Source organism: Leuconostoc gelidum subsp. gelidum KCTC 3527 (assembly GCF_000166715.1).
In the GTDB taxonomy this organism is placed as follows: Bacteria; Bacillota; Bacilli; order Lactobacillales; family Lactobacillaceae; genus Leuconostoc; species Leuconostoc gelidum.
Genome location: NZ_AEMI01000020.1, coordinates 54,005 through 77,368, shown reverse-complemented (window position 1 = coordinate 77,368; position 23,364 = coordinate 54,005). Strand labels below are relative to the sequence as shown.

19 protein-coding genes are annotated in these 23,364 nt (G+C 35.4%); 18 read left to right on the top strand and 1 reads right to left on the bottom strand.

All coding sequences use genetic code 11. From position 1 onward, the window contains the following. Positions 1-106 precede the first annotated feature (106 nt). From EUI_RS0106325 to trmD, 7 genes are all read left to right on the top strand, one after another. Complete coding sequence (locus EUI_RS0106325; RefSeq protein ID WP_010016874.1) at positions 107-859, top strand: DeoR/GlpR family DNA-binding transcription regulator; 753 nt, start codon at positions 107-109, stop codon at positions 857-859. Positions 860-872: 13 nt separating this feature from the next. Beyond that, positions 873-1,784, top strand: a complete 912-nt coding sequence (gene pfkB / locus EUI_RS0106320) for a 1-phosphofructokinase (RefSeq protein ID WP_010016873.1) — start codon at positions 873-875, stop codon at positions 1,782-1,784. A gap of 18 nt (positions 1,785-1,802) precedes the next feature. Next, the gene (locus EUI_RS0106315) at positions 1,803-3,722 is read left to right on the top strand and encodes a PTS fructose transporter subunit IIABC (protein ID WP_010016872.1); all 1,920 of its coding nucleotides are present in this window, start codon (positions 1,803-1,805) and stop codon (positions 3,720-3,722) included. A gap of 138 nt (positions 3,723-3,860) precedes the next feature. Next, positions 3,861-5,639, top strand: coding sequence for a DNA-binding protein (locus tag EUI_RS0106310; protein ID WP_010016871.1), 1,779 nt, complete (start codon positions 3,861-3,863; stop codon positions 5,637-5,639). Between the two features lie 55 nt (positions 5,640-5,694). Beyond that, positions 5,695-6,219 (top strand): methylated-DNA--[protein]-cysteine S-methyltransferase, encoded by a 525-nt coding sequence (locus EUI_RS0106305; RefSeq protein WP_010016870.1) that lies wholly within the window; start codon positions 5,695-5,697, stop codon positions 6,217-6,219. Then, complete coding sequence (rimM, locus tag EUI_RS0106300) at positions 6,216-6,737, top strand: ribosome maturation factor RimM (protein ID WP_010016868.1); 522 nt, start codon at positions 6,216-6,218, stop codon at positions 6,735-6,737. Before EUI_RS0106305 ends, rimM begins: the two co-directional genes overlap by 4 nt. Further along, a complete protein-coding gene (gene trmD, locus EUI_RS0106295; protein ID WP_010016866.1) occupies positions 6,737-7,462 on the top strand; it encodes a tRNA (guanosine(37)-N1)-methyltransferase TrmD in 726 nt (241 codons plus the stop codon). The genes rimM and trmD overlap by 1 nt, the downstream gene beginning before the upstream one ends. A 409-nt stretch (positions 7,463-7,871) precedes the next feature. Here trmD and EUI_RS0106290 read toward each other — a convergent pair whose 3' ends face one another. Next, positions 7,872-8,699 (bottom strand): helix-turn-helix domain-containing protein, encoded by an 828-nt coding sequence (locus EUI_RS0106290; protein WP_010016865.1) that lies wholly within the window; start codon positions 8,697-8,699, stop codon positions 7,872-7,874. A gap of 237 nt (positions 8,700-8,936) precedes the next feature. Between EUI_RS0106290 and EUI_RS0106285 the strand changes: the two genes are divergently transcribed. The 11 genes from EUI_RS0106285 (at position 8,937) to EUI_RS0106230 (ending at position 23,362) form a co-directional block, all read left to right on the top strand. Beyond that, positions 8,937-13,265, top strand: a complete 4,329-nt coding sequence (locus EUI_RS0106285) for a glycoside hydrolase family 70 protein (protein WP_050792009.1) — start codon at positions 8,937-8,939, stop codon at positions 13,263-13,265. A gap of 196 nt (positions 13,266-13,461) precedes the next feature. Next, positions 13,462-14,508: a glycosyltransferase family 2 protein gene (locus EUI_RS10115; RefSeq protein ID WP_010016863.1), complete on the top strand. Its 1,047-nt coding sequence runs from the start codon at positions 13,462-13,464 to the stop codon at positions 14,506-14,508. Positions 14,509-14,930: 422 nt separating this feature from the next. Then, positions 14,931-15,698 carry a tyrosine-protein phosphatase gene (locus EUI_RS0106270; RefSeq protein WP_010016860.1) on the top strand — a complete coding sequence of 256 codons (768 nt, stop codon included), beginning with the start codon at positions 14,931-14,933 and terminating at the stop codon, positions 15,696-15,698. Between the two features lie 30 nt (positions 15,699-15,728). Further along, positions 15,729-16,616: a YveK family protein gene (locus tag EUI_RS0106265; protein WP_010016859.1), complete on the top strand. Its 888-nt coding sequence runs from the start codon at positions 15,729-15,731 to the stop codon at positions 16,614-16,616. Between the two features lie 18 nt (positions 16,617-16,634). Then, positions 16,635-17,399, top strand: coding sequence for a CpsD/CapB family tyrosine-protein kinase (locus EUI_RS0106260; RefSeq protein ID WP_010016858.1), 765 nt, complete (start codon positions 16,635-16,637; stop codon positions 17,397-17,399). Positions 17,400-17,437: 38 nt separating this feature from the next. After that, positions 17,438-18,061 carry a sugar transferase gene (locus EUI_RS0106255; protein ID WP_010016857.1) on the top strand — a complete coding sequence of 208 codons (624 nt, stop codon included), beginning with the start codon at positions 17,438-17,440 and terminating at the stop codon, positions 18,059-18,061. Further along, the gene (locus tag EUI_RS0106250; RefSeq protein WP_010016856.1) at positions 18,054-19,205 is read left to right on the top strand and encodes a glycosyltransferase; all 1,152 of its coding nucleotides are present in this window, start codon (positions 18,054-18,056) and stop codon (positions 19,203-19,205) included. Before EUI_RS0106255 ends, EUI_RS0106250 begins: the two co-directional genes overlap by 8 nt. Then, on the top strand, positions 19,198-20,316 hold the full coding sequence (locus EUI_RS0106245) for a glycosyltransferase (protein ID WP_010016855.1): 1,119 nt from the start codon (positions 19,198-19,200) through the stop codon (positions 20,314-20,316). The genes EUI_RS0106250 and EUI_RS0106245 overlap by 8 nt, the downstream gene beginning before the upstream one ends. Next, positions 20,276-21,184 carry a glycosyltransferase family 2 protein gene (locus EUI_RS0106240; protein ID WP_010016854.1) on the top strand — a complete coding sequence of 303 codons (909 nt, stop codon included), beginning with the start codon at positions 20,276-20,278 and terminating at the stop codon, positions 21,182-21,184. Before EUI_RS0106245 ends, EUI_RS0106240 begins: the two co-directional genes overlap by 41 nt. Positions 21,185-21,194: 10 nt before the next feature. Next, positions 21,195-22,349 (top strand): EpsG family protein, encoded by a 1,155-nt coding sequence (locus EUI_RS0106235; protein ID WP_013231430.1) that lies wholly within the window; start codon positions 21,195-21,197, stop codon positions 22,347-22,349. A gap of 20 nt (positions 22,350-22,369) precedes the next feature. Further along, positions 22,370-23,362 (top strand): glycosyltransferase family A protein, encoded by a 993-nt coding sequence (locus EUI_RS0106230; protein ID WP_010016850.1) that lies wholly within the window; start codon positions 22,370-22,372, stop codon positions 23,360-23,362. The last annotated feature ends 2 nt before the right edge of the window (positions 23,363-23,364 follow it).

Sequence of the window (23,364 nt, the reverse complement as noted above, 5' to 3'; positions counted from 1 at the left end):
TTTTGACGTATTTTGAACAAATATGGTATAAAAATGTTGCAAATATATTTAAAAAAAGGTATTATAATCTTATAAAGAAAGCGCTTACATTTAAGTGAGGAAGATAATGATTGTAGAAGAAAGACAGGAAAGATTATTAGCTGTAATTCAAAAGCATCAGTTTATTTCCCTTCAGGAATTAAAAGGGGTCACGCAAACATCTATTTCAACCATACGGCGCGATCTAGCATCGTTAACCGATAAAGGACTAGTAAAACGTGTGCATGGTGGTGTTGAATTTATTGCTCAGAATAAAAAATCATCGACAGTTAGTGAACGCAGACCGATTTATCAAGCTGATAAACAAAAAATTGCGAAACGAGCGGTGCAGCAGTTGCAAGGTGGCGAGACAATTTTTTTAGACGCTGGGTCAACAACGGGCGAAGTTATTGCTTATTTAGCGGATAAGAAGCCCGCGATTACCGTTGTCACAAACTCTGTTCATCATGCAGCTAACCTATCAGATTTGATGATACCCGTGTTGATCATTGGTGGACAAGTAAAACAAACAACGGATGCCGTAATAGGTGCCGCCGCAGTTGAACAAATTAAAAATATGGTATTTGATGTCAGTTTTGTTGGTGCTGATGGCATATCTGTTGAGTTTGGACTAACAACACCGGACTTGGAAGAAGCTGCCGTTAAACGTGCAGTTGTTGAACGTTCTCATGTAAGCTACGTCTTGGCTGATGCGAGTAAAATTGGAATTGCTTCATTTGCTAAGGCGGTGGCATTGAATGAAGTTGTCTTGGTCACAACTAATTTAGTGTCAAAACAACGTGATGAACTTAAGCAAGTCATGAAAGTGTTAGTAGTATAGAAGAGGGGAAATTATGATTTATACGGTCACTTTGAATCCATCATTGGATTTTATAACACGTTTGAAAACATTGACATTAGGTGAAACAAATCGCGCTGATTCAGAAACTATTTTTCCAGGTGGTAAGGGCATTAATGTGAGTCGACTGCTAGGTCAGTTAGCTATTGATAATACAGCTTGGGGATTTCTAGGTGGATTTACCGGTCAACATTTACAAAATACCTTACGTGACACACATTTAACGCAAGATTTTACACAAATAGCTGGTAATACGCGTATCAATTTAAAAATAAAAGCTGCCAACGAGACGGAAATTAATGCAACTGGTCCGGCGATTACGGCGCAAGAATTAGCAATATTCTTCCAAAAATTTGATTGTTTAACACATGACGACGTTGTTATTCTTTCAGGCAGTGTGCCTAAGAGTTTGGATAATCATGTTTATCAACAAATGCTACATAAAATTCAATTATGTGGGGCACGATTTGTCATTGATACGACTGGACAACAGTTAAAAACGGCTTTGGCCGACCGACCATTGCTAGTAAAACCAAATCGTAGGGAATTAGCACAACTTTATGATACTGATTTAGCCACGCAAGCGGATCTCCTACGATGGGGAAGACAATTGATAATAGATGGTGCGCAACATGCTATTGTGTCACTTGCTGGTGATGGTGCGCTACTTTTCACGCAGCAGACACAATATTTTGCAAAACCAATTAGAGGTCAAGTTCAAAATTCAGCCGGTGCTGGTGATTCAATGATTGCTGGTTTTATCGGTACATGGTTACAGTCAGAAGATGTGTTAGAAAGTTTTAAAATTGCTGTAGCTAGTGGTACTGCAACAGCCTTTAGTAACGATATAGCAACAAAACAAAAAATTGAGGAAATTTATCAGCAAGTTAGTATCACAACTATTTGATGAATATGAGGAAACGTCATGAAAATAAGTGAATTGTTATTACCAGATGTGATGCTTTTAGACTTAAAAGCCACAACAAAACAAGCAGCTTTTGACGAAATGATCGATCAACTTTATGCCGCCGATCGCATTACGGATAAGCAAGAATTTTTAAAGGGTATTTTGGCACGTGAAGCACAGACAACGACTGGTTTAGGTGATGGTATTGCGATGCCACATGCTAAAAATAATGCGGTTAAGCAGCCTACGGTGGCGTTTGCGCGATCAAAAAATGGTGTTGATTATGATGCCATGGATGGCCAACCTGTCCATTTGTTGTTTATGATAGCAGTGCCAGCCAATGCAAATAACACACACTTGGAAGCACTAGCCAGTCTATCACGTTATTTGTTGCAAGATGGCTTTATGGATAAATTAAAACAGGCGGAAACACCAGCTAAAGTAGTTAGTCTGTTTACAGCACAAGAATCAGAATCAACTGAGGTAGTAGTTGATGATGATGCACCCTTCCTTGTTGCTGTCACGGCATGTACAACTGGTATTGCGCATACTTATATGGCTGAAGAAGCGTTGAAAAAGCATGCTGAAAAGCTGGGCATCCGCATTAAAGTTGAAACAAACGGTGCTAGTGGTGTGGGGAACAAACTAACAGACGCAGATATTGCACACGCGCAAGGGGTGATTATAGCTGCCGATAAAAAAGTTGACATGGCACGCTTTGATGGTAAGCCATTAATTAATCGACCAGTAGCCGATGGCATCCGTAAGCCAGATGAATTAATCGACTTAGCACTTCGTCAGACAGCACCTGTTTATCATAGTAATGAACCTAGGCAACAATCAACAGAAGCACCACAGTCAATTGGTAAGGCGTTTTATCGCCATCTCATGAGCGGCGTATCGAGTATGCTACCATTTGTTATTGGCGGTGGTATTGCAATTGCGTTTGCCTTCTTAATTGACCAAAGTTTGGGTGTACCAAACAGTGCATTGTCAAGTTTGGGTACGTATCATCCAATTGCTGCGTTTTTTAAACAAATTGGTGGCGCAGCATTTGGTTTCATGTTACCAGTTTTGGCAGGGTATATTGCTTATTCAATTGCTGAAAAGCCAGGGTTAGTAGCTGGATTCGTAGCTGGTGCATTATCTGCAAATGGTTACAATCTTTATAATGTCGGCTTAAATGCTAACCATGCGCCAATTCCTTCAGGATTTTTAGGTGCCCTAGTCGGTGGTTTCCTAGCCGGTGGCATTATGCTGTTACTCAAAAAGGCATTCCAAAAATTGCCTAAGACATTAGATGGTATTAAATCAATTTTGTTTTATCCAGTATTAGGTGTCCTATTAACTGGTTTTGCGATGCTACTCATTAATATTCCAATGTCGGCAATTAACACTGGCTTGAATAATTTCTTATCTGGTTTGGATGGTACCAATGCCGTACTATTAGGTGCGATACTTGGCGGTATGATGTCAATTGATATGGGTGGTCCAATCAACAAAGCAGCCTATGTCTTTGGAACAGGCACTTTAGCTGCAACAGTTGCAAGTGGTGGATCGGTGATTATGGCAGCTGTCATGGCTGGTGGTATGGTGCCACCATTAGCAGTCTTTGTGGCAACACTATTGTTCAAACATAAGTTCGATCAGCAAGAACGACAAGCAGGATTAACTAATATAGTGATGGGACTATCCTTCATTACAGAAGGCGCCATTCCATTTGCAGCTGCAGATCCAGTACGTGCAATTCCAAGCTTCATGGTTGGATCAGTGTTGTCTGGTGGATTAGTTGGTTTGGCTGGCATTAAACTGTTAGCACCACATGGTGGTATCTTCGTGATTGCCTTGACAAGTTCACCATTGCTATACTTGCTCTTTATAGCAATTGGGGCTGTTGTTTCTGGCATAGTCTACGGGTTCTTCAAAAAAGCAGTATAATTTAAAACCTAATCGATAACTGTCGATTAGGTTTTTGATTATCTTCGTAATGATGGCAGTTTACTATCTTTGTTATCATTGTTACTTTATAATTGATAATGATAGGTATGCTATTACACACTTTGAAGGAGATTTTTTATGTTACTAAATTTTATCAATGTGATGTTAGTTTTTAGTATTGGGATACTATTAGTTAATATTGCTGCTGTTATTTTAAATCGTCGTTGGTTGTGGTTCGTTATAACGACTGTTATCGAACTACTATTTGTGTACTTGGTACTTTACATCCAATTACCACCCAAAAATTTGACAACGTTACTAAATGTCAATATTTTATTAGCTGGGGTTGCAGCAATCATTAATTTTATTGGGAATGCTGGCTTATCTGCTGTGGATAAAGTACGCGCGCTTGGGCAGCATGAACGACACGTTAAAGTAACTGATAAACAAGCTCATTTTTTGCGTCGTTATTTGTTGGTATTATTGGTTCCAATTGTATTATGGATAATTGTTGGTGCCACTGCGTTTGTCACACGGTTAACGAGTATTAACAACGTATATGATTCAATTCCTACACAAACAAAGCGTTCTGCTGAATTATTGACCTCTGCCAAAGACATGCCAATTGCGTTGGCACCAGATACAGCTAAGCGTAAAATGCAACAAAAATTTAGCGTTATTCCCAATTCAAATATGTATAAATTAGATGGTATAACAGCACAAATGGTTAATGGTAAGTATGTTTATGTGGCCACAGTGGAATTCAATGGTTTCTTCAAATGGCTCAAGAACAAATCCGTTCCTGGTTATTTCATCATTAGTGCTACAGATGTTAATGCACAACCTAAATTTGTAACAGAGCGTTTGAAATATACAACATCCGCGTACTTGAACGATGATGCCGCGCGTAAAATCTATGCTAATGCACCAACTTATGCTAGTACTGGGCGTATGAATTTAGAAATTGATGATCAGGGTAAGCCTTACTATGTGCAAACACTGTATCGTGAATATGGTGTGTCAGGTCGCATGAAGTTCAATGAATTTAAGACTGCAGTCCTTAATGCACAAACCGGGGAAGTTAAAGTTTATGAGGCCAATCACGCGCCGAAGTTTATTGATGCACCAATTACAAGTGCTGCGGCTAATCAAATGAATGAATTCTACGGCCGTTATCAAAAGGGTTGGTGGAACCAAACATCTTTTGGTGCGAAACGTAATGTTAAAATACCAACGAATAATGGCGTTTACTCTGGTGGACAAATTACACCGTTAATTGATGCTAAAGGTCATTTAGTCTATTTTACTGACTTTACGTCAGGGAATAATGATCAAGATTCAGCCTTAGGATACTCACTCATTGATGCGAAAACTGGTAAGTTGACCTATTATCGTGATACGCGTTCAGGGTTAATGGATTCAGATGGCGCCATTAGTATTGCAGATAAAATATATCCAGAAAAGAAGTGGCAGGCTCATATGCCAATTTTGTATAACATTGATGGTACGCCAACTTGGGTTGTGTCATTGCTGGATACAAAAGGTATCTTTAAAAAATATGTGTACATTAACGCCATAGATAACGATATTGTCATTGATGGTGATAACGCACAAGAAGCTTTGGATGATTATCGTAAAGATTTGGCGGAGTCTACTTCTAATAATCGATCAACCGATCCTAAAACAGAAAAAGAAATTACTGGAAAGGTATCACGAGTAGCGGTAATCAATGATGGTAAAAAAACGATTGTGAATTTTATGCTTGAAAACCAGTCAACAGTCTTTAAAATCGATTCAGACAGCAGTCCCACAGTTGTTTTCCTGAAGATGGGCGACGAAGTTAGCTTTAAAGCTAACCTACTAGACAATGCGAAAATCGCAACAATTGATGATATGACAATTAAAGGATTAAAATAAAATTAATTTAATTTTTAGATGACTACTATGATTAAATAATAGGGGCAAGTAAAATATGATAATTTATGACACAATGGCATTTTTGGACAGGCAATTGACAATTTTTAAACAAGATGATGCGCTTGTATTTGTGAGTCTCGCTATTGATGGTGTGAAAGAATTTCATTTGTTCTATCCAAATGAACAAGTCATGCGAGCAACGTTAATCGAAATGATTGATTTTCAACGCTATGTGACTAGTAGGGCAAGTGATTTTTCACAGTTAAAAATTAATTATTTGAAAGGGACGTTATTTCAACGTGATGTATGGACTGCCATGCATGATATGCTACCGAATGAAACTTTAACGTATGGGGAGCTGGCCATTCGTGCCAATCATCCAACAGCTATTCGTGCAGTGGCGTCGGCAGTTGGGAAAAATCCTTTGACAATTATTAATGCATGTCATCGTATCTTGCCTAAAAGTGGGGGTGTTGGTCAATACCGTTATGGGTCAGAGATGAAACAAAAGTTAAGACAATTAGATCAATCCATGATGGTTAGTAAGCTGGCTGAAAAATCTGATATAATAACATTATGACAAATACAGAAAATTATTTTAAAGTTGGCACGATTGTTAATACACATGGTATCCGTGGTGAAGTAAAAATCATGGCAATTACAGATTTTGCTGCCGATCGTTTTAAAAAAGGCACAGAATTGCAAATTAATACGAAGCAAGGTTTTGTACCTGTTAAAGTACAGGCTTCTCGTATGCATAAAAATATGTGGTTGGTTCTTTTTGAAGGTGTGACAAACATCAATGAAATTGAAAAGTATAAAACACATGATATCTATGTTATTGGTGGTGCACGTGAAGCGTTAGGTGCTGATGAGTATTATTATAACGAAATCATTGGTTGCCGAGTAATTGATTTGGCGGGTAATGACATCGGTGTTATTTCTGAAATTATGGAAACTGGGGCAAATGATGTCTGGGTTGTATCACGTGATGGTCAGTCAGATGCGTTAATTCCGATGATTGATGATGTTGTAAAAAACGTCGATGTTGCTGGTAAATTAGTAACCATTGATGCACTGGAAGGACTGCTGGATTAATGCGAATTGATGTTTTAAGTTTATTTCCTGATATGTTTACACCATTAAAACAGTCAATTTTAGGTAAGGCGATTGATAAAGGTGCCTTAGATTTTCATGTGACAGATTTTCGTGATTATACTGAAAACAAGCATAACAACGTTGATGACTATCCGTTTGGTGGCGGTGCGGGCATGCTACTTATGGCACAACCAATTTTTGATGCAATGGCTGCTGTTGAAAAAAAAGCCGGTGACAAAGGACATGTTGTATTGCTTGACCCAGCAGGTCGTAAATTTGATCACCATGTAGCAGAAGAGTTAGCACAAAAAGAACATTTGACATTTATTGCGGGACACTATGAAGGTTACGATGAGCGTATTCGTGAGTTAGTTGATGATGAAATATCGTTGGGCGATTATGTTTTGACAGGTGGTGAACTTGGCGCAATGGTTATTATTGATGCTACAGCACGCTTTTTGCCCGACGTATTGGGTAATAATGTCAGTGCTGATGAAGACTCATTTCAAGATGATCTGTTAGAGTTCCCTCAGTATACACGGCCAGCAGAATTTCGTGGTCGCAAAGTACCTGATGTACTGATGAGTGGTAATCATGCAAAAATCGCTGAATGGCGACTAAAAGAGTCATTACGAAGAACTTGGCAACGCCGTCCTGACTTACTAGAAAAACGCCAACTCACCAACAAAGAACGCGATTTACTAGATGATGTAAAGCACGAGTAAGCGCTTGAGCGCGATACCGTGACTTATCTCAGCGAAGTGGTGGTAAAGCACGAGTAAGCGCTTGAGCGCGATACCGTGACTTATCTCAGCGAAGTGGTGGTAAAGCACGAGTAAGCGCTTGAGCGCGATACCGTGACTTATCTGTATAGAAAAGTAGCATGATATATATCTGAAAATATGTGTTAAAATAATCTTTATTTTTCAATGACAATCATATTAATGATTGTCATTTTTTTATTTGAGACTGTTCAATGATTAATATCAAATATATATTAATAAGAAAGCCCTAAAATATTGTCAAATATTTTAGGGCTTTCACATTTAGAATTTATTATATTTTTTATATGAAATGATAAAAATGAATAAAGTATCATTTTAATAGCGGGAGATCAAAAAATTATCAATTGCGTTATCTTAAGTAAATCGACTGAATAAGATTGAATTTTTTTTTAAGACAAGGGTTATTCAAATAATCTGTAACGGTGTACGCTTGGTTTATTTTCTTTGTATCATGCTGATATAGTGCAATTAAAAACAAAAACCATACTTTGAAATTTGAATTTTCTCTGATTTCTAAGTCAGCTAATTTTAAAAGTATCCAATCAGTAATCACATCTTTTTTTTGCACAATACTGCTTTCTAAATATTTGACAATTAATGTCAGAATGATATCGCTCACATACACTTTATTTTCTGTTCTTATGTATTGCACTAAAATATCAGAAATGTATGGTTTTATTTTTTCAGAAGGCATCATATTTAATGTACATTCTAATAAATAAATATCATAGAGTTGCCATCTCATGATTTGATCAAAGTATTTTAAAAGGAAATTTTGATCATTTAATGATGCTAACTTGAATGTCTTATGATAGATGGTTGCTTGTATCATAAGCATTTGGTGTTTATGTTTAAGTGTTAGCGTGTTGGTTGCTTTTATGTCTGAATATTGCTGTTCTAAAGCTGTCGTATCAGTAGACATGTATTTTTCATTGAGATCATTTCTAAAATCAGTAATATCTGTGCCAACTTTATAATATGTGTAAAAATATTCTTCGACTGTAAGATCCAATGTTTTACAAATGAGATGAATGGTTTGAAGGTTTGGTAGTATCTGACCATTTTCTATTCTTGAAACCATTGCCTGTGAACCGATTATCCTCCCTAATTCACTTTGTGAAATGTTTTTGATCTTACGCCGTTCCTTGATTAAATTGAAATTGACATCTTTTTGCATAGTAATTCCTTTCTGTTTGTAAAAAATATAACAATTAATTATTATCCTGCATTTTGACATAATTTCTACTTATTCATTATTGAATAATCAATATTGAATAAAGTGAAAAACTGCACAGTATGCGTTGTAGAATGACATGGTAAAGGTTAATAACTTTTACAAGTACGTAAAATTCCTAAAAAATGTAATGGAATTTTAAAGAACAACATCAGAAAAGGGAAGAATGGTGGCAATGGAATGAGGAATGAAAGAGTAGTATGTGAACGCAAGAAGTTGTATAAATCAGGGAAAATATTGGTGACAGCTGGAATTTTTTCTTTAGCCATATTCGGCGCTACAATATCTGATAGTCGTGCTGATACAATAGATACAAATAGCACGACAATGGCTGTTAAAGAAGATTCTGCAAAAAGCCAACCCAACCTAGCACCAACAGTTGCAGATAAAGCATCAACACCGGTGGTGGAAAAGTCAGTAGAACCAGTTACAGACAAAGTAGTAGCAACGTCAAAAGCCACCACGGCGGTACCAACAGTAGATAAGTCAGTTGAGACACCAGCAAAAGATACGACGACAGTACCAACAGCAGATAAGCCAGTTGAGACACCAGTAAAAGATATCACGACAGTACCAACAACAGACAAAACAGTTGAAGCACCAGCAAAAGATACGACGACAGTACCAACAACCAAAACAACTGACACGCAGACAGCAGCGACAGTTTACAAAACGACTGACACCACAAAATCAGACAAAACAGTTGTAGCAACTTCAAAAACAGCCACAACAAATAAAAGTGATACGCAAAAACTTGAGCAAGTAGAAAGCGCATCACCAAATATCAAACAAATTGATGGAAAAACCTATTTTGTAGGTGATGATGGTCAAATTAAGAAAAATTTTACTGCTGTTATTGATGGTCAAGTGCTTTATTTTGATAAGACAACAGGTGAATTGACATCGAATGATCGTCAATATGCTGAAGGTCTTACGAATATAGCCAATGAGCATAACGCTGCATATTCATTAACATCTGATAGCTTCACAAATGTTGATGGTTACCTGACAGCTAGTAGTTGGTACCGACCTAAGGACATTCTCAAGTCAGGTACCACATGGACACCATCAACAGTAACTGATTTTCGACCATTGTTAATGTCATGGTGGCCTGACAAAGATACACAAATTGCTTACCTCAAATATATGCAGTCACTTGGACTTCTAGAAGATGATGTGGCCATTTCAAATAATACGCAAACAAGTGACCTGACTAATAATGCGATGTCAGTCCAAAAAAATATTGAACAGAGAATTAGTTTGTCTGGAAATACTGATTGGCTAAAAACAGATATCAGTCAATGGATTAAGACACAACCAAACTGGAATATTACCAGTGAAGCTAAATCAAATGATCATCTTCAAGGTGGGGCGTTGTTATATGTTAACAGTGACAAGACACTAGATGCAAATTCAGATGACCGATTATTAAACCGCACACCGATTAATCAAAAAGGTCAAATTACTGATTTTGGACAACAGGGTGGCTATGAGATGTTGTTAGCTAACGATGTGGATAACTCAAATCCAGTTGTGCAAGCTGAACAATTAAATTGGTTGTACTACATGATGAACATTGGAACTATCACACAAAATGATCCAACTGCTAATTTTGATGGTTACCGAGTTGATGCTGTTGATAACGTGGATGCTGACTTGTTACAAATTGCTAGCGACTACTTCAAAGCAGCTTATAAAATAGATCAAAGCGATAGTCAAGCCAATGCGCATCTCTCAATTTTAGAAGATTGGGAATCCAAAGATGCAGCTTATATCAAAGCACATGGTAATAATCAATTGACAATGGACTTTCCAATTCATCTTGGCTTGAAATATGCGTTAAATGTGCCAGTTAGCCAACGTAGTGGTTTAGAACAAACAATTACGAATAGCTTGGTTAATCGTACAGAAGACGCAGCTGAAAATACAGCGCAACCAAATTACTCGTTTATCCGTGCACATGATAGTGAAGTACAAACAGTTATTGCACAAATTGTCAAAGATAAAATCAATCCTAAATCAGATGGCTTAACTGTTACACCTGATGAAATTGAAAAAGCTTTTGCAATATATAATGCAGATGAATTAAAATCGGATAAAGAATACACTGCTTATAATATACCATCTTCTTATGCATTATTATTAACTAATAAGGATACAATTCCACGTGTGTATTATGGTGATTTATATACTGATGATGGGCAATATATGGCTAAAAAATCACCATATTATGATGCTATTACTTCACTATTGCAGTCTCGTGTAAAGTACGTTTCTGGTGGTCAAAGTATGGGCATGTCTTATCTACATGATAATCAAGGCGTACTTACTTCGGTCCGTTATGGAACCGGTTCTATGAAGGCGACAGATGCTGGCAATGCTGAGACACGTACAGAAGGTATTGGTCTGGTTATTAGTAACAAGACTGATTTGAATCTAAATAACGATGAACAAGTTGTGTTGAATATGGGGGCTGCGCATAAAAATCAAGAGTATCGCGCCTTGATGTTAAGTACTAAAGATGGCTTGAAAATTTATAATAATGATGCTGGGGCACCAATTGCTCGTACAAATGATTTGGGGCAATTGATTTTCAAATCAGATATGGTGTATGGTGTCAATGATCCGCAAGTTTCAGGTTACCTTGCTGCATGGGTACCTGTTGGTGCTAGCGACAATCAAGATGTGAGAACAGCAAGTAGTAAGGCTATTTCAACAGATGGTGCGACTTATCATTCTAATGCAGCGTTAGACTCCCAAGTTATCTATGAAGGATTTTCTAATTTTCAAGCCATGCCAACCAATGCCGACGAGTATACTAACGTCAAAATAGTACAAAATGCGGCATTGTTTAAGAGTCTTGGTATCACCACTTTTGAATTAGCACCGCAATACCGTTCAAGTACGGACACAAGTTTCTTAGATTCAATTGTTCAAAATGGTTACGCTTTTACAGATCGGTATGACATTGGCTACAATACACCCACGAAATATGGTACAGCTGATCAATTGGTAAATACTTTGAGGGCTTTACATGCACAAGGCATTCAAGCCATTAATGATTGGGTGCCTGACCAAATATATAATTTGCCAGGTGAACAGATTGTGACAGCAGATCGTACAAATAGTTCTGGAAAAGATGACGCTGATTCCGTCATCAACCACACTTTATATGATTCATCAACAATCGGTGGTGGTCAATATCAGGCACAGTACGGTGGCGCATTCTTAGATCAATTGAAGGCGGACTATCCGACTCTGTTTGAAACAAAGCAAATCTCTACAGATAAGCCAATGAATCCCAATGTTAAAATCACAGAGTGGTCAGCTAAGTACTTTAATGGTTCAAATATTCAAGGTCGTGGTGCTTGGTATGTACTAAAGGATTGGGCAACGAATCAATACTTTAATGTGTCGAGTGATAACAATTTCTTACCTAAACAATTGTTAGGTGAAAAGACAAGCACTGGTTTTACAATTGATGAGAATGGTAAGACATCATTTTATTCAACGAGCGGTTATCAAGCGAAGAATACCTTTATTCAAGATAATACAAATTGGTATTATTTCGACAACGATGGCCACATGGTTGTAGGTACGCAACAAATTAATGGTAAAAAGTATTACTTCTTACCTAATGGTGTTGAATTACAAGATGCCTACTTGTCTGATGGCCAAAATCAGTATTATTACAACAAGACTGGTAAAGCAGTCTCAAATCAATACTATATAGGACCTGACAATAATTGGCGTTATTTCTTTGCGGATGGCCACATGGCGCTAGGATTAACAACCATTACTGCAGATAATGGTTCAACGTCTGAGCAATATTTTGATCAGAATGGGGTACAGGTTAAAGGAACTGACATTAGAGATACTGCGGGTAATTTGCGATATTTCGATGATCAGACAGGCAATCTCTTGACTAATACATGGCAAGAATTAGCAAACAAATCGTGGATTTATTTGAATGCTCAAGGCATTGCTGTTACTGGTCAACAAAACATTAACGGTCAAATTGTTTATTTCAATGATGATGGTACGCAAATCAAAAACGCTTTCAAACGTTTAGATAATGGTGCATGGTTATACTTGAATGACCAAGGTGATGCTGTGACAGGAGAACAGACAATTAATGGCTGCCGCGTATACTTTAACCAGAATGGCGAACAAGTCAAAAATGATCAAGTCAAAAATAGTGATGGCACAATAAGCTATTATGCAGGTATCAATGGTCAAAAAATAACAAATGACTTTGGTGAGTTACCGGATGGTTCTTGGTTATATTTGGATAATCAAGGACATGCCGTAACAGGAGAACAAACGATTAATAATCAAGTTCTTTACTTCAATGATAACGGTGTACAACTTAAGGGCGGTACGCATATTGATGAAGCAGGTCATATGCATTATTATGATGCTAATTCAGGTGAGCGGGTTTCGAACCAATCTGTACAAATCGATGGCCGAAAAATTTACTTCGATAATGCAGGTAATGCTGTAGATTGATCTGTTGTCATCTAATAGAATCGGGAAGCACAAATATGTGCTTCTTTTTTTTGTAATATTGACGTAATGGTTAAGTGGTTAGAAAATCGCTATACTAATAATAAGGACATTAAAATTAGATTAGATATTCAAAGTAAATCAATTGATTGCGTCTGTTATTAACAAAGTAGATATGAATCGAATTGGAGATACTGGCATGAATAAGAATCAAGACAATTATAGAGTATCAGTAGTCATTGCACATTATAATGCTGGGAATTATATCAAAAAAGCGTTGGACTCGCTGGCTAGACAAACGATGTCTCAAACAGATTTTGAAGTTATCATTGTTGATGATAAAAGTACCAAACCTTTGGATGTGATTCTTGCTTATCATGGAAAAATTAACAATCTAAAAATTATTAGAGAAGGAGAGAATTATGGTTATCCGAGTATACCTAGAAATCATGGCATAGATCAAGCAAGTGGCACGTTTGTGATGTTGATGGACCAAGATGATCATCTTGCTGATAATACGCTTGAGCGGTTTGTTAGTTTTGCTGGGGATGATTCTGATGTCATTATTGGTAAATATGCGCAAGGAGCACATTATAACGGGACACAAGTGCCATTTAAAACAGGCAAAAATATTAAAGATGCCAGTATGTTAACAGACCACATCTTAAATTCACTCGCGCCGCACAAAATGTACCGACGAGCTATGTTAAATACCTATGATGTGCGTTTCTATGATAGTGACTATATCCCAGTAGAAGAAGACCAAGTTTTTAATATCAAAGCTTACTCGGTGGCTAGAAAAATTTCAATATTGGCAGATCAAGATTATTATTTTTGGAACCAACGCGATGATTTCGGCAATCTGGGTAAAAGTCCTACATATGCTTATAACGAGCCTTGGAAGTATTTAAACATTTTGTCGGCTATATTTACTATCATTGAAGCGTCACCAGTTTGGAACCAACATGAACAGTCATTACTTAAGGCGATGTATATTGGGAGATTATTCCATTCTTATGGTACAGTACTAACCATACTTAAAATTCAGCAAAATGACGAAAAACGCGAGCAATTAATTGTTGGGTTGCGAGAAATAATTGATAAATATCTGGAAGAAAATGATATTTGGCATGTTTGTCAACAAAGTCAATGGCTAGTGATAGGGATTAAAGCGGGTATGAATTATGATGCTTTACAAAATTTGAATAAAATAATTGATAAAAATACTGAGTCAGTACAGAGCTAGAATAAAAGCATCGTTAAAATAGGAATGATCAGTTTTTCGTGTCATAATTAAAGAAGAAATCTAAATAGGTAATATGTGGAGAAAATGATGGCCAATGCATTAGATACAATTATTTTGAAAAATAAAATCGGCGAAGAGCTGAGTTTGCTACGTATGCCAACAACAAAATCAGCAGAGGGAAATAGTTTATGCAATTGGTGGTAGTAAGCAGGAAGTTAGCGTATTTCTCAGTCAATAATACTAAATGATATAAGTCAGGTCTGTTAATTTAGAACTGATATTAAGACCTACATAATTCAAGATTTATAACGAATAATTTCTTTGTAATATTTTTGTAATAGTATTGTTGAATATTGATCTGTATACTTAACAAGTACGGATTAAATTAAGATTAAACACAGCAGTATTAGTGAGGAGAAAATATGATCGATTTACACAGTCATCTTTTACCTAATATTGATGATGGTTCGAAGTCGTTACGTGCATCATTGCGTATGGCAAATGAAGCTGTTGAAAATGGTATCGAAGCAGCACTTATGACACCACATCATATGAACGGTCACTATATCAACCATAAGGCAGATGTTATCCAGTTGACGAGTCAATTTCAAGACCAGCTAGATAAAGAAAATATACCGTTACAAGTTTTCCCGTCACAAGAAGTACGTATTAACGGTGGATTGCTTGAAGCCTTAGATAATGATGATATTTTGTTTGCTGATGACAGTAATCGCTATTTGTTATTGGAATTCCCTGATGATGATGTCCCAACATACAGTGAAGATATGATCTTTAAGATTATGCAACGGGGCATTAGTATTCAAATTGCCCATCCAGAACGCAATACAAAAATCATGTCTGACCCAAATATACTGTATAGTTTGATTGAAAAAGGTGCTATTGCTCAGGTGACTGCTAGTTCTTATGTGGGCAGTTTTGGTAAAAAAGTGCAAAAATTTGGTGAATCAATCATAGAACATAATTTGGCACATGTTTTTGTCTCTGATGCGCATGATTTGCCGAATCGTGATTATGAAATGCGTCAAGCACTTGATAAATTGAGAAGTCATCTAGGACGGGAATATCAACAATTATTTGAAAAAAATGCTGAGGCAATTTTGGATGGTAATAATGTAGAAAAATTAGTGCCTGAACCAATTGTTAAACGTCGCTTTTTTAATGGTTTCTAGAATATATAATAATAAAGGATTAATTAAATAATGAATAATGTACTTGAACTACGCCAATTATGGGATATTATCCGTAAGCATTTCTTCCTGCTCGTTTTAATGGCGATTATTGGTGGTGCTATAGGGTTTGGTATCGCTAAATTCGTGATAGCACCTACTTATAGCGCTTCAACTAGCATGTTAGTCAACCGGACAACAGATAATGCACAGACAACAGCGAATTTATCTGATCAGCAAGCTGATGTGCAAATTATCAATACCTATAAAAACTTGGTTACCTCAAGCAATGTTTTGGGGGATGTATCAAATACCCTAAAGAAACCAGATCGCATTGTTGTGCAAAAATATCAACCGGCAGTGTTTGACACACTTGCGGATGGCACACGTCGACTTGTCACACCAGAACAAAAAGAGGTGACACGCGCATCATCGCAAAAGAAATATAATCTCACAGTTGATGACCTGAAAAAGATGGTTTCTATTAGTAATCAACAGAATTCACAAGTATTTGCTATCAATGTGAAGTCAAACGATCCCAAGCAAGCCGCATTGGTGGCTAATACTGTTGCTGACTCATTTAGAGATAAGATTGGTCATTTTATGAAAATCAATAATGTCTCTATTATTGATTCAGCGAAAACACCTGATAGTCCAGTTGGTCCAAATAAAAAACTGTTTACTTTAGCCGGTCTTGTGATTTTGGTTGGTCTGACATTTTTGATTGTATTAGTTCGTGAGTTGTCAGATACAACAGTTAAGTCACCAGATGAGGTGACAGAACTGTTTGGCATGACTAACTTAGGTGTCATTGGCCATATTAAGGCTATGAAGCATTTTGATGTGGCATATATGCAGGCAGAGAATCGTTCTACTGGTAATCACTCACGCTCACGTGTGAGTCGCTTAAATAGAGAGTGATAGAGGAGACACATAGTTATGGCTTTTTTTAAAAAACGATCACAAATTGGACGCGATAAATTATCAACTGAAACAATGACTAAGGGTGCACGCTTAATTACTGCAGCAGAGCCTAAAAATCCAGTTTCAGAACAGTTTCGAACATTGCGAACAAACATTGAATTTGCATCTGTTGCCAAGGGGGATGTCAAGACACTACTTATTTCATCCGCACTGCCATCAGAGGGTAAGTCAACTATTACAGCTAATCTCGCTGTCGCTTGCGCGCAACAAGGTAAAAAAGTTTTACTAGTAGATGCTGATTTACGTCGACCAACAGTTGCGGTAACTTTTGGCATTACTGATAACCATGGCCTAACCAATTATCTGGCAGATGCTAACAGTGACATCCAAGCGATTATCCATAAAACAAGTATGGATAAGTTGGATGTCGTTACTTCGGGTCCTGTACCACCTAACCCAGCTGAACTATTAGGTTCAGGACGTATGACGACGCTTATTAGTGAATTAAGAGCACATTATGATTTGGTCATATTCGATGTACCGCCATTTTTGATGGTAACAGATGCGCAAGTATTGATGAGTAAAATGGATGGTGTTGCTATTGTGGTCAGCGCAGATAAGACGACTAAGGGGGCATTACAACGGACCAATGACATTCTAAAAATTGCTGGATCACCAGTACTTGGATTTATTTATAATGATATGAACCGTAAAAAGAAGGGGAGTGCTGGATACGGTTATGGATATGGCTATGGATACGGGGATACTACAGCTAAATAATTAGTTATCTATGAGAGATGAGATACAGGAGAGCCGCAATGTTGTATAAAAAAGTTGTTAAAAGAGTACTTGATTTATTACTTGCTGTTCCAATGGCTATTATTTTATTTATCCCACTAATTGTTATCGGGCTAATTATAAAGTTTACTTCAAAGGGACCCGCCTTATTTAGACAAGAACGATACGGTATGAATTCTAAACCTTTTTTGCTATATAAATTTCGGTCGATGACAGATGAGGCACCGGTAAAAGCAAACTCAGATTTCGATGATATTACCAGTTATGTCACACCTTTTGGTATGATCATTCGAAAAACTTCGATAGATGAATTGCCACAATTAATGAACATTATTAAAGGTGATATGAGTTTTATTGGACCACGTCCTTTAGCTAAAACAGATTCAAAAGTTTTATTTCTACGTAAACATAATGGTGCTGATCAAGTCTTACCTGGCATTTCAGGATTAGCACAAGTCAACGGTCGTAATAATCTTTCTGATGAAGATAAGGCTGCTTATGATGCTAAGTATGCAGCACATCTAAGTTTTAGAGTAGACATGTTGTTAACTGTTGAAACGTTTGTATCTGTTATGAAGCGTGATGGTATATTCAAGGAAACAGATATTGATGATGCAGGTAAAGACGTGGTGAAGCATGACTAAGAAAGTATTAATGTTAGCAGCAAAGGCTAATATGATTCAACAATTTAATCATCGCAATATTGGAATTTTGCAAGGTTTAGGTTATGAAGTTCATGTTGCTACAAATATGGTAGACTTTGGATCTATGTCATCAGAAGAGGATGAACGATTTAAACAGTGGATGATTAATCATGATGTTATTGCGCATCAGATTGACTTTGAAAGGCGTATGGGTTCTTTAAAGGGAAACTTACGTTCGATTAAGCAACTGCGTCGATTGTTTCAACAATATGACTTCACTTTCACTCATGTACATTCACCGTTAGGTAGCATTTTAGGTCGCCTTGTTGCAAAACAATTTAAGGTGCCAACAATTTATACAGCACATGGCTTTCACTTCTTTAAAGGTGGACCTAAGAGTGGTTGGCTCGTTTTCTATCCGCTGGAATGGTTGTTTTCCTTCATAACAGATACGCTGATCACTATTAATGATGAAGATTATACTCTTGCTAAGAAACATATGCATGCCAAACATATTGTTAAAATTAATGGCATAGGCGTTGATGTAGAAAAAGCATGGCGTGTAACTGATGAAGAAAAGCAGGAAGCACGAAAAAGAGTACGTCAAGAATTAAATATTCCAGAAGACGCTTTTTTGATATCATCAGTTGGTGAGTTAAGTGATCGTAAAAATCATAGAGTTGTGTTGCAAGCTTTAAAAGAAATGACGCCAGAACAAAGACAAAATATTTATTACATTATTGCCGGAACCGGTGCGAATGGTGCAATGCTTAACGAACTTGCTGAAAGTTTTGATTTTGGTGAACATTTTAAATTATTAGGTTACCGCTCGGATGTACATGATATTAATTATGCTAGTGATATATCTATATTTCCATCGTTTCAAGAAGGCCTTGGTGTTGCTGGTTTAGAAGCAGTTGTTGCTGGACTATACATTATTGGAAGTAATATACGTGGTATACGGGACTATATATTAAATAAGTCAATAGGTAAAACTTTCCCACCGAGCGACCCAAATATTCTTGCTGCTATTATATTTGAAAAATCGAAATACAATTATAAAAAAAATACAATAGATAATGACGAGCTGATTAATTTTGACAAAAGAAAAGTTGATTATGAAATGAAGAAAATTTATGAATAAGCAAGATAAAATAGTAAGATTAAATAAGTCAAAAAAGGTTGTGTTTCATTTTTTGAACACTGGAAATTATTCTGGTGCTGAGAATGTTGTAATTAATATAGCTACGTTAATAAATGATTGTGAGCATGTGTATGTTTCTCCTTCAGGAGCGATTGACAAAATTTTAAAAGAATTTAATATTCGTCATATTGTAATTAAAAAATTAACATCTAAGACAGTTTATAATGTAATTAAGAATAATCAACCAACTATAGTACATGCTCATGATTTTAGAGCAAGTATCATGATTGCCAGAAATGCAAGTTACATACACAGTTATGGTGGATTTGTGATTTCACATCTTCATAATAATGATCCTCGAATGCGGAGATTCGGACTGTTACCATTATTATATAGATGGAGTATTCCTAAATATAATAAAATTATAGTAGTTTCCGAGTCAATTATTGATGAATATATATTTAGTCAGTACATTAAAAAGAATATAGATGTCTTAATTTTAAAGAACATAGTCAATGATTCTATTATTTTAAGAAAGGCTGATATGTTTGTTGCTCCAAGATCTGATTTGATTTATGTTGGAAGATTAGTTGAGCAAAAAAATCCTATCATGTTTTTAGAGATAGTTAAATTAATTACTAAAGTTTTTCCTAATGTTAAGGCTAATATACTTGGGGATGGTCCTTTAAGAGAAAAGACTGAGAAATTTATATGGAATAATGAGTTAACTGATAACATTGAGTTAATTGGATTTACTTCTAACCCATACCCTTATATTAAATCTTCCAAGATAGGTGTGTCTACTTCAAAATGGGAAGGGTTTGGTCTTAGCATTCTTGAAGAACAGCTACTAGGAAATCCTGTCGTTGCAACACCAGTTGGTGGTGTTGTAGACTTGGTAAATGAGGATGTTGGTATGTTATCAAATTCAATTAAAGAAATGTCTGCTGAAATTATTCAACTGTTAAGTAACGAAACCTATTTAGCTAAAAAATCATGTATGGCAAAAGAAAACGTAAAAACGAAAAATAGTATTTCTCATTTCCAATCTATTTTAAGAGAGGTATACGGTGTTGAAAATAAATATTACAGTACTCACAACAACATATAATCGTGTTGAGCTTTTACAAAAATTATATGATAGTTTAGGAAAACAGTCAGACCAAGATTTTCAGTGGCTTATTATTGATGATGGGAGTACAGACAATACTTTTGAAGTAATTAAAAAAATTTCAACAAAACAAAATGCCTTTAGAATTAACTATTTTAGAAAAGAAAATGGTGGTAAACATACAGCTCTGAATTATGCGCATAGTTACATAACTGGAGACGTCATTACTATTGTAGATAGTGATGATATTTTGGTTCCTGATGCTGTAGCCGCTATTAGGCATTACTGGGATTCCGTGTATAAGAATAAAGAGTATGCAACAGTTGTATTTGAGCGAGTAAATCAATCCGGAGTTAAACTTGGTGAGTTTCCTAAAAAAATTTATTCTGGATCTGACTTAGATTACAGAATAAAAAAAGCTATTGCGGGTGACTTTGCTGAAACCATCAGGGCATCTGTTTTTAAAAAATTTCCTTTTCCGGTATATAAAAATAAGGAAAAATTTTTTCCAGAAGGTTGGCTTTGGACAAATGTGGCTCTACTGTATAGTACAGTAAATATATCATATACAATTGTAGTTGGGGGCTATCAAGATGACGGATTGAGCAAACGCGGGAGACTAATGAGACTTCAATCTCCGGTGGGACTAATGAAATATTATAGACTACTTGAAAATGTTAAAGTTATATCACTAAAGTATAAGATTAAAAACGCACTAGCTTTCAATGTCTATAAGTTGTCTAATCAAAAATTTATACATACTTTGACCGGTAATGAAATTAAAACTGAGTTTGGACATGATACACTTACTGAAAGACTTTTGAAATTACCAGCAATTATTATTTATTACTATTGGAAAAAAAGATGAGGGAAAAATATTGATTTTTTATACTTCAATACTTTGTATTTCCGGAATATTCATGATAATCTCTGGAATTACAAATATCGGCGCAATCAAAAATATTTTTGCTAGTATAGTAATTATCTTATTAGCCTTGTTATCGGGAACAAGGTACCATTTAGGTGGTTACGATTACAGTAATTACGAGTATATGTTCCAGTTGGCGCCAACCTTGAACCATTTAAATCTAGTTAACTATGTTCAACAAAATGGGTTAATAGGAAGTGATGTTGGTTGGACATTCATTAATTCAACCATTAAAAGCATGGGATTCAATTTTTATGGACTAACTGTTTTTGTTGCAATATTTTTTTGGTTTACGCTATATTTTGTTTTAAAAAAATATATGACAAACATTAATATCTTTATTGTTATTGCTGTGTATAAATATTTATTAGATGTTTCTTTTATATATATGCGTCAATCAGTAGCAGTCGCAATATTCGCTTTATCTCTGAGATACATTTTAAATAAAAAAATTGTTCCATACATGTTGTTAATTATTTTTGCAGCAACTGTACATTTTTCTGCTGTAATTTTAATACCGATATATTGGATTAATAGAATAAAAATAACTCAAAAAAGATTATTATGGTACACAATGTTATTTGCTTTCAGTTTTATTTTAGTATTTCTACACGTAGATGTTATATCGATGTTTGGCTTTTTTTCGAATATAGTATCTGGTTCAGGTGCTCAGAAAATTTCAGAAGCTTCAAACGGAACGTTGTATGGCGAGGTGGGTATTTTATCAAGCATTCTTCATTTTATAGAATTTTTAATTGTTGATTTTTTCTTAATTAAAAATTTTAACAAGCTGAAATTGAATGATGAAAAACAATTACTAATGATTAGGCTCTTTATGCTTTTGCTTCCAATTTATTCTGTATTTGCCACATCACCAATTATGGTTCGTTATGGCTTTTATTTTTTATTTACATATCCTGTGATTATTGATTACTTAATTGTAAAAATTAGTATAATCAATAAAATATTTTGGTATTCTTTATTGGTATTTGTGTCGTTCGTTGGGATGTATAAGTTTGTAATTGGATTTGATAATGGGGCTGATTTTTATTATGACAGCTTTATTTTTCATAATGAGTCTATTCGTAGTAATTCAAACGAGTAGTGGACAGAAAGAGAAAACGAATGAGTAATGATATAAATAAAGGAGCATTTTTTTCTATTATTGTGCCCATGTTTAACTCAGAGAGATATATAGCCCATACTATTAATTCCATAGTTGAACAGAGCTACTCTGATTGGGAATTGATTTTAGTAGATGATGGATCAACTGACGATTCATTTAAGGTAGCACGAAAATCTACTGAAAATGTAGGTCACAAAGTGAAAATGTATTCAAAAAGTAACTCAGGCTTAGCTGAGACACGTAATTATGGTACTAAATATATACAAGGAAATTACATTCTATTTGTTGATTCTGATGATTATATTGATGTCGACCTATTATTTATTCTAAACGAATATATTGTTAAACGTAATCAACCAGATATTTTGGTGTTTGATTACGGGGAATTTGACGATGGATCTAATAAAGTTAAATTGGTTACCCATTTTGATAAACAACTAAAACGTTATGGAGAAGTCATTTGGAACAAATGTTTTAATGTGTCTTTTTACATAAAAAATAATTTTCAATTTAACAAAGGTATTACTTACGAAGATACCGCAATTATACATGTTATTATGGCTTTGGCAAAAAGTATTGTTAAAGTTGAAAAAGTAGGCTATTTTTATCGACGTGAGAGGATTGGATCCATCACTTCTAATAAATTAGATGAAGAAGTCGATAATAGAATGTTAGCTTTAGATAAATTTGAAGAAAATATACAAAAGTATACGCAAAATTCATATATACTGAATAAAAAATTGAATAGGATGAATTATTTTCTGAGTTTATCATGGATTTATTTGTTATTAGACTATCAAAATGTATCAAATCATGATGATTCATATAAAAAAATAGTTAAAAAGATAAAAAAATCTAAAATTAGATTAGGAATATTTAAGTCAAGGATAGCTAAAGATATTATTCTTTACCTAATAGTAATAATAAGTTTAGATTTAAAATTTGATTTTATAATAAAAAAAATTAGTAGAATGCGTAGTCTTGGACAATGAAT

Bases quoted from the DNA above. Each gene is read 5' to 3' on its own strand.
- EUI_RS0106325 (WP_010016874.1), top strand. From the start codon at position 107: ATGATTGTAGAAGAAAGACAGGAAAGATTATTAGCTGTAATTCAAAAG.
- pfkB (WP_010016873.1), top strand. From the start codon at position 873: ATGATTTATACGGTCACTTTGAATCCATCATTGGATTTTATAACACGT.
- EUI_RS0106315 (WP_010016872.1), top strand. From the start codon at position 1,803: ATGAAAATAAGTGAATTGTTATTACCAGATGTGATGCTTTTAGACTTA.
- EUI_RS0106310 (WP_010016871.1), top strand. From the start codon at position 3,861: ATGTTACTAAATTTTATCAATGTGATGTTAGTTTTTAGTATTGGGATA.
- EUI_RS0106305 (WP_010016870.1), top strand. From the start codon at position 5,695: ATGATAATTTATGACACAATGGCATTTTTGGACAGGCAATTGACAATT.
- rimM (WP_010016868.1), top strand. From the start codon at position 6,216: ATGACAAATACAGAAAATTATTTTAAAGTTGGCACGATTGTTAATACA.
- trmD (WP_010016866.1), top strand. From the start codon at position 6,737: ATGCGAATTGATGTTTTAAGTTTATTTCCTGATATGTTTACACCATTA.
- EUI_RS0106290 (WP_010016865.1), bottom strand. From the start codon at position 8,699: ATGCAAAAAGATGTCAATTTCAATTTAATCAAGGAACGGCGTAAGATC.
- EUI_RS0106285 (WP_050792009.1), top strand. From the start codon at position 8,937: ATGAGGAATGAAAGAGTAGTATGTGAACGCAAGAAGTTGTATAAATCA.
- EUI_RS10115 (WP_010016863.1), top strand. From the start codon at position 13,462: ATGAATAAGAATCAAGACAATTATAGAGTATCAGTAGTCATTGCACAT.
- EUI_RS0106270 (WP_010016860.1), top strand. From the start codon at position 14,931: ATGATCGATTTACACAGTCATCTTTTACCTAATATTGATGATGGTTCG.
- EUI_RS0106265 (WP_010016859.1), top strand. From the start codon at position 15,729: ATGAATAATGTACTTGAACTACGCCAATTATGGGATATTATCCGTAAG.
- EUI_RS0106260 (WP_010016858.1), top strand. From the start codon at position 16,635: ATGGCTTTTTTTAAAAAACGATCACAAATTGGACGCGATAAATTATCA.
- EUI_RS0106255 (WP_010016857.1), top strand. From the start codon at position 17,438: ATGTTGTATAAAAAAGTTGTTAAAAGAGTACTTGATTTATTACTTGCT.
- EUI_RS0106250 (WP_010016856.1), top strand. From the start codon at position 18,054: ATGACTAAGAAAGTATTAATGTTAGCAGCAAAGGCTAATATGATTCAA.
- EUI_RS0106245 (WP_010016855.1), top strand. From the start codon at position 19,198: ATGAATAAGCAAGATAAAATAGTAAGATTAAATAAGTCAAAAAAGGTT.
- EUI_RS0106230 (WP_010016850.1), top strand. From the start codon at position 22,370: ATGAGTAATGATATAAATAAAGGAGCATTTTTTTCTATTATTGTGCCC.